This is a genomic window from Veillonella sp. CAG:933 (assembly GCF_000431435.1).
Classification (GTDB): domain Bacteria; phylum Bacillota; class Negativicutes; order Veillonellales; family Veillonellaceae; genus Veillonella_A.
In genome coordinates this window covers 26,373-33,546 of record NZ_HF986138.1, presented here as the reverse complement: position 1 = coordinate 33,546, position 7,174 = coordinate 26,373, and the positions used below count along the sequence as shown (strand labels likewise).

Below are 7,174 nucleotides of genomic sequence, written 5' to 3'. Positions count from 1 at the left end.
AAAAGTGTTCAATTTCATATTGCAATTTACTATTAGTAATTAATTTCATTATAACAAAATATAGTTTCACTTACAAAAATAGCCATACTAACCTTTTAAAGTTAAGTATGGCCGTTTTTGTAATTGTTTTTAATAGTTTATTTTGTTGTCATTAAAGACTCTATAGAGTTCAAATGCTCTAATAATTGGTCCATAGATTTGAAAGTGCCGTTGGCGTATTCTAAGACTTTAGTGGCATTTGGTGAATATGTGTTGATTGCTTTAAATAATTCTGTCCAATTGATAGAACTGGTACCGATAGGCTGATGTTCGTCTTTTTTTTCATTATTATCATGTAAATGATAAGCAATAATCTTTTTGTTTAAAGTTTGAATTACATAAGGTAAATTCCATTGATTAACATTAGCATGGCCTACATCAATCAATGAAACAATGTTAGGAAACTTAGTAAAGAGTTCAATATACTCGGATTCATTGAATAGATTATTTGTTAATAAACCTACATTTTCTACGGCTAGACGAGGCCCGGCAATATTTTGAGCCAATTTATCAAGTTCTTGAAGACGTTCGATAACTAAGTTTTGTATATCTTTTCTATTTCCTGACCATTGTTCATTTGTATGGACAACGATAAATTCAGCATTAATTTCTTTGCCGAAAGTAATATCTTTTTCATAGCGGCTTAAATATTGAGTATCATCCGGATTGGCCAAATTGACGGTTACACAAGGTCCGTGCAAAGATATAGGTCGTGATTGAATATTAAATTGTGGCAATAAAGAACGCCAATATTCAACCGGTCCAAATTCTACAAAAAACTCCATACCAAAATTTTGAGGTAAATTTCTAAGTGCATTTTTTTCAAATGCAGGAAATAGTAAATCGCTAATCGCAATAGTATTCATGTTTCCTCCTAGTGGCTTTGTTTTGAATTTAAATTAATGCCGGTTTCGCTATCAAAGAAACAAGCGTCGTTCCAATTAAAATTAATGCCCAATGAATCACCGATATTAATTTTATTTTCTAATCCTGAAAATTGAATAAATCCTTTAATCATATCATTCACTTGAAATAAACAGTTTTGAATATTACCTATATTTTCAATACATTGGCATTCTCCATGTAACATAGCTCGTTCTACCGGAACAAGGCGTAATTTTTCCGGACGAATACCTACGGTAAGTGCCGGCGTTGTAAGTTTTTCTTTTACATATGGCGGTAACTCCAATGTAGAAGACCCGATGGTTACTTGACCGTTATTAGTTATTAAAGGCCATAGATTCATAGCTGGCGTACCAATAAATGAGGCTACGAATAAATTAGCCGGATTATCATATACAATTTCTGGTCTGTCGAATTGTTGTAAGACGCCTTCGTGTAAAATGGCGATTCTTTGACCGATAGTCATGGCTTCTACTTGATCATGAGTAACATAAATCATAGTAGAGTTACAGCTTTCATGGATTTTAATAAGTTCTTGGCGGGCATGTTGACGAAGTTGTGCATCCAGATTTGCTAATGGTTCGTCTAGTAAAAAATACGGCGATTGTTTTACGATGGCACGACATAAGGCAACCCTTTGTTTTTGACCGCCCGATAGAGATTGAATCAGGCGATTTTCGTAGCCTTTTAAATTTAACATTTCGATAGCAGCTTTAGCCCGTTCTTTGATTTCAGACTCAGGTAGATTTTGTAGTTTTAGACCGAATACAATATTATCCCATACATTGAAATGAGGGAATAAAGCGTAGTTTTGAAAGACCATGGCTATATTACGATCTCCCGCAGGTACATCATTGATTAGAGTTTCTCCCATATATAATTCGCCATCACTAATGTCTTCTAAACCGGCAATCATACGAAGAGTCGTACTTTTACCAGAACCGGAAGGTCCCAACAAGACCACTCGTTCCCCTTCTTTAATTTCAAAGCTTAATTGTTTAATGATTTCTTTTTCGTGGTAGGTTTTACTTACTTTATTAAAAACTATATTGTGCATTATCCTTTAACTCCTGATTGAATAAATGTGTTGAGAATATATTTTTGGCAAATGATGAATAAAATAAAAGGTAGAATACTGGTAAGTACGGCAAGTGCCATAGCCAGGCCCCATTCACTGCCGCCTTCGGCACTAATAAACATTGGTAATGCTAAAGCTAAGGTATATTCTGTTTTACTTTTTAAAATAAGCAATGGCCAAAAATATTCATTCCAAGCATTGATAAAGAACATAATACTAATGGAGATTACTGATGGTCTTACTAAGGGGAGAATAATGTGCCATAAGATATATAGCGGTGAAGCTCCTTCTAAAATGGCACATTCGTAAATACTTTTTGGAATACTGCGCATAGTTTGGTGCATTAAGTAAATACCCATGCCATCTACAATTTCTACGAGAATAACACCGTAAGGTGTGTCTAGAAGTCCCAATGAAGAGATCAATAAATAATTAGGCATGATTAACACAGACATAGGAATAAAAAAGGTCAGAACCATGGAATTGAATAGTAATTCTCTGCCTTTAAATCGATAGTAAACAAATCCGAATCCTGCTAATAAGCTGGTTATGATCTTAAAAATAGTAACCGTAATGGCAATAAAAAAGGTATTACCGGTAAATTGGAAAATAGGGAATCGGTCCAATACTGTAAAATAGTTGGATAATGTTGGATTTTCCGGTAGCGGATTCAAAGGGTACTGAAAGATTTGATTTAAATCTTTTAAAGAAGCCGATACTAGAAATACAATAGGCCATAAGCAAATGAGCAGCGAAACTATAAGGATGATATGGCCGATAAGTTCTTTTTTTAGATTAATTTTCATAGTATACCTTCTTATCTAATACTTTATTACGCCACCAAGCAAATATAACGAATAATAACATCGTTAACACAGCATACGCCGCCGATTTGCCGACTTGATAGAATACGAAAGCATATTGGTAAATAACGTATACGAGGTTTGCACTGCCTTGATTAGGTCCGCCTTGAGTTAATATATTGACCGGAATCATGACGTACTGTAAGCCGAATACCACGGTAATAACAAAGACGTAGATTGCTGACGAAGATGTTTGGGGAATTATAATTTTACGTAAAATGACCCAATCCGAGGCTCCTTCTAAACGAGCTGCTTCAATCATTTCTTTGGAAACGGACATCATGGCAGCCAACATAAGAATAAAGTTATAGCCAAATACTTTCCAAGCAATAATCATGCTAATAGAGAAAATAACTAAAATTGGTTCTTTCAGCCAACGAGGAGAATCAAGACCAAATATTTGTAAAATGGCATCAATAGGTCCCGCTAATGGATTATATATCCATAAGAACAGAATACTTGCAACGGATAGACTAAAAAGCGAAGGCATAAAGAAAAATACTTTGTATAGATTTTTCCCGTATTTAAGAACATAAGCTAAGATATAAGAATAAATATAAGGTAATACAAAGTTAAAAATTAAAAGAAATAGGACAAATAAAACTGTATTTACAATTACAGAATAAAATTCTGCCGTTTGAACGATATCTGTATAATTTGAAATTCCAACAAACTTAATCTTAGAACTTACCATATTCCATGAGAAGAAACTAAGAACTACATTGACGAGTAAAGGCCAATAATAAAAGATTGAAAAGAAGAATGCAGCCGGCAAGAACAGTAAGTAGCCTGATTTTGAAAGACGATTCATATTAAAACTCCTTCTAAGCACAATTAGAATCAATAGATAAAAATAAAATCTAAGGTCTACTGATTCTAATGGCATTAATTTTACAATATGAAAATTTTTTGAAATATTACTTCAGTAAATCGTTAATTTTTAAAGCTGCTTCGTGTAACGCTTCAGATGCAGTTTTACTACCGTTAAGGATAACATCTCGGGCATCAATTAACACTTGTTCTGCTTGTAAGCCATTTTGTCCCGGGAAGCTAACCCAAGGTGTTACATTAGGAAGCATTTCCATGGCTTTTTTTATATTTTCGTTTTCATCAATTAGTTTTTTGTATGGACCTTCTTGTGCCATATTTTTACGTGGCGGTAAGTAACCGGTACCAGTATCCCATTTCGTTAAGTTTTCAGCACTTTCCAAGTATTTTACAAATTCAACAGCGGCTTTTTGTTTAGCTTTATCTTTGCTGAGAATCATGAGGAAGTTACCGCCGGCAGGCACTTTAACTGGTTTGTTGCCAAAGGCAGGGAAGGTTGTAGTCATTACTTTGAAGTTAGAAGATTTTTCAAAATTAGCACGTTTGCCGATGGTAGTTGCTACCATAGCTAATTTACCGGAAGTAAAGCTTTGGAAACCTTCTTCATTAGTTGCGTGTAAGCCTGTGCCGTTTTTAACCATATCGGCAATTACTTGATAAGCATGAGCAGCTTCAGGGGTATCAAAACCGGCCTGCCATTTACCGTCTTTATGAGTTAACATGGTGCCGCCATTGGATTCAACGAGTGCTTGATTGGTCCAAGTATCGGCATATTCTTGCATAAAGAATGCCGGATTACCTGTTTTTTCTTTAATTTGTTTAGCATATTCTGCTACTTCTTCCCATGTTTTCGGTGGTTTATTAGGATCTAAACCGGCAGCTTTAAAGATATCCGGATTATAGTATAAAACCGGTAAGGATAAGGAGTAAGGAACACCGACTTGATCGCCGTTATCTGTTTGTGCTAAGCGAGCAATATTAGGTTCAAAGGTATCTTTTATAAAATTAGGATCACCTGCATCAGCGAAAATTTTATCAATATTTTCCGTTTCAAAGTTTTCGTGTGCATAGTTTAAGAAGTTCCAACCCATTTGCACTACGTCTGGTGTTTGGCCAGATGCTAAAGCAGCCTGTAAGTTTTGAGTTAAGCCTTTGTACATATCCGGATTAAATTTCTCAGTGACTTTAATATTAGGATGTGTTTTGTTAAAATCGGCAACCAATTCACGAACTGTTTGTCCACCAAAACTATCGGATGCGACATGCCAATATTCAATTTCTACTACTTTGTCATTTGCTGAACCACTGTTTGAAGTTGAGTTGCCACAACCTGCAAGTACGAGCAAGGCCAGCATACAAAACAGGCCGGATAAAATGGCTTTTAATCTCATGATTTCCTCCTACCTTGAATAAGGTTTTAATATACTAGATTACAATTTAGTGCACCACATATTTTTCATTAAATCATAATAGTGTAAACATTCAAGATGAAAAATGTAAATTTTAATAAAAATTTTTCAAGGTTTTGTAAGATTTTTGTAGGAGATAAAAAAACTGCCACATCCTTTCGGACATGACAGTTTTCATGATTAGATTTGTAAGATTTTATTTATGTTCTTCTTCGTTAATGCGTTGGATTTCGAGCGCTTCTTCACGATTGAACTTAGTCGATAATACAAGATTTACGAAGTAAGCAATTGTGAGGATAAAGACACCTAAACCAAGCCATTCAGCAGTATTTGCAAAGTCTTTGCCAACCATGCTGAGTGGATCTTCGCCACCGCCGGAAGTTACGGAGATAACGATGATAACCGCAATAATTACACCGATTAAGCTTTCGCCTACGATCATACCGGAAGCGAAGAGAACGCCGCGACGGTTACATTGTTCAACATCGGCATCAGCCAATTCACCGCTACGTTCTTTAGCACGTTTTACTAAGTATTTGCCAACGAAATAGCTCATTAAAGAACCGATAACGAGCGGCATTTCGAGGGAAGGCGGTAAATAGATACCCATCCCGATAGCCAATGGCGGTAAGGATAAAGTAGCTGTTGTGCTCTTTAATACTAAGTTAACGATAATACCGATAATACCGATGCCCACACCGATAAGGATGTAATCCCAATCAAGATTGGAGCTGAAGATACCTTGCGCAATTGTTGTCATCAAAGTAGCTTGCGGTGCCGACAAGGCAGCGGATGGATCCATTTCGGCACGAGGTAACGCACCGGTGAAACCATAAGCTTCGTATAAAAGGTTAAGAACCGGAGCGATAGCGATGGCGCCGGCTACGGAACCGATAAGTAAAGCTACCTGCTGTTTCCAAGGTGTAGCACCTACGAGTTGACCGGTTTTGAGGTCTTGTAAGTTATCGTTGGAAATAGCGGCAATACAAACAACCACACTGGTCATGAATAAGGCCATAGCAGTAGCGAATTTTACGCCTGCGTCAGTAGCGAATAAGTCATTGGCAGATGCAATGGCGAATACTACGAGGGACGAAATGATGATACCCAAAATACCGATACCGGAGATTGGGCTGGCGGATGTACCGATAAGACCGGCCATGTAACCGCAGGCAGCAGCTACGAAGAAGCCGATGCAAAGAGCGATAACGATACCGCAGATAACGAGTGTCCACATAAGAGCAGGACTGATGTCAACGGCACTTACGAAGGAGTAGAAACAAACAACGAGGCCAACTAAAATAAGCAAGAATACAAGTGCGATAGTAGAAGGCTTCATATCTGTATCCATACGATGAGTTTCACGTTCTTCGCCGGACATTTTCATATTTTGAACGGAAATACGCATACCTTCAACAATTGGTTTTGCCAAGGTAATGAGGGTCCAAATAGCGGCAATACCGATACATCCGGCACCGATAAAACGAACCTTTTCTTTCCAAACGGCCATAGCGAAGGATTCTACCGACTTAGCATCGCCCATAGGCAATACATTGGTCAAGTAAGGCACGAAACCGCCCCAAGCGATAATCATACCAACCAAGATAGCGATACCACTGGAGATACCGATAAGGAAACCGGCACCGAGTAAGGCAGTGGAGAAGCCGAGAGGGAACTGAGTAACCCCGCGGCCAACACCGAACCAGAAGCTCATTTCACCGGCCAAGTAATGGAAGCCGTTGGTGAAAAGATTGATGATACCGGCAAAAATACCGCCGCTTACGATTTCTTTCATACCGCTGGCGCTTTGTTTAGCGCTGTCGCCATGATTCTGACTGCCTACTTTAAGAATTTCAGCAGCAGCACGGCCTTCCGGATATGGAAGATCGCTGTTTACTACCATGGCACGACGAAGCGGAATCGTAAATAATACACCTAAACAACCGCCGCAGGCACAAAGTAATAAAGTTTGTATGTAAGGGAAGCCTTGCCAATAGCCTAGCATCAAGAGGCCCGGCAAAACGAAAATAACAGCCGATAAAGTACCGGCAGGC

Annotated in this window: 6 protein-coding genes; all 6 read right to left on the bottom strand. The window is 37.7% G+C overall.

Annotated features, from left to right (window positions below; translation table 11 throughout):
* Nucleotides 1-137 precede the first annotated feature (137 nt).
* Nucleotides 138-905 carry a sugar phosphate isomerase/epimerase family protein gene (locus QZL64_RS01695; protein WP_021840322.1) on the bottom strand — a complete coding sequence of 256 codons (768 nt, stop codon included), beginning with the start codon at nucleotides 903-905 and terminating at the stop codon, nucleotides 138-140.
* 8 nt (nucleotides 906-913) lie between these two features.
* Nucleotides 914-1,999 (bottom strand): ABC transporter ATP-binding protein, encoded by a 1,086-nt coding sequence (locus QZL64_RS01690; protein WP_021840321.1) that lies wholly within the window; start codon nucleotides 1,997-1,999, stop codon nucleotides 914-916.
* Nucleotides 1,999-2,826, bottom strand: coding sequence for a carbohydrate ABC transporter permease (locus QZL64_RS01685; protein ID WP_021840320.1), 828 nt, complete (start codon nucleotides 2,824-2,826; stop codon nucleotides 1,999-2,001). Before QZL64_RS01685 ends, QZL64_RS01690 begins: the two co-directional genes overlap by 1 nt.
* Nucleotides 2,816-3,694 (bottom strand): carbohydrate ABC transporter permease, encoded by an 879-nt coding sequence (locus QZL64_RS01680; RefSeq protein ID WP_021840319.1) that lies wholly within the window; start codon nucleotides 3,692-3,694, stop codon nucleotides 2,816-2,818. Before QZL64_RS01680 ends, QZL64_RS01685 begins: the two co-directional genes overlap by 11 nt.
* Nucleotides 3,695-3,800: 106 nt before the next feature.
* Nucleotides 3,801-5,102: an ABC transporter substrate-binding protein gene (locus QZL64_RS01675; RefSeq protein WP_021840318.1), complete on the bottom strand. Its 1,302-nt coding sequence runs from the start codon at nucleotides 5,100-5,102 to the stop codon at nucleotides 3,801-3,803.
* Between the two features lie 214 nt (nucleotides 5,103-5,316).
* A partial coding sequence (locus QZL64_RS01670; RefSeq protein WP_296309129.1) for an OPT family oligopeptide transporter occupies nucleotides 5,317-7,174 on the bottom strand: 1,858 nt, incomplete at its 5' end.

What these genes read in the sequence shown, in the direction of transcription:
- QZL64_RS01695 (WP_021840322.1), bottom strand. Translation starts at nt 905, where the DNA reads ATGAATACTATTGCGATTAGCGATTTACTATTTCCTGCATTTGAAAAA.
- QZL64_RS01690 (WP_021840321.1), bottom strand. Translation starts at nt 1,999, where the DNA reads ATGCACAATATAGTTTTTAATAAAGTAAGTAAAACCTACCACGAAAAA.
- QZL64_RS01685 (WP_021840320.1), bottom strand. Translation starts at nt 2,826, where the DNA reads ATGAAAATTAATCTAAAAAAAGAACTTATCGGCCATATCATCCTTATA.
- QZL64_RS01680 (WP_021840319.1), bottom strand. Translation starts at nt 3,694, where the DNA reads ATGAATCGTCTTTCAAAATCAGGCTACTTACTGTTCTTGCCGGCTGCA.
- QZL64_RS01675 (WP_021840318.1), bottom strand. Translation starts at nt 5,102, where the DNA reads ATGAGATTAAAAGCCATTTTATCCGGCCTGTTTTGTATGCTGGCCTTG.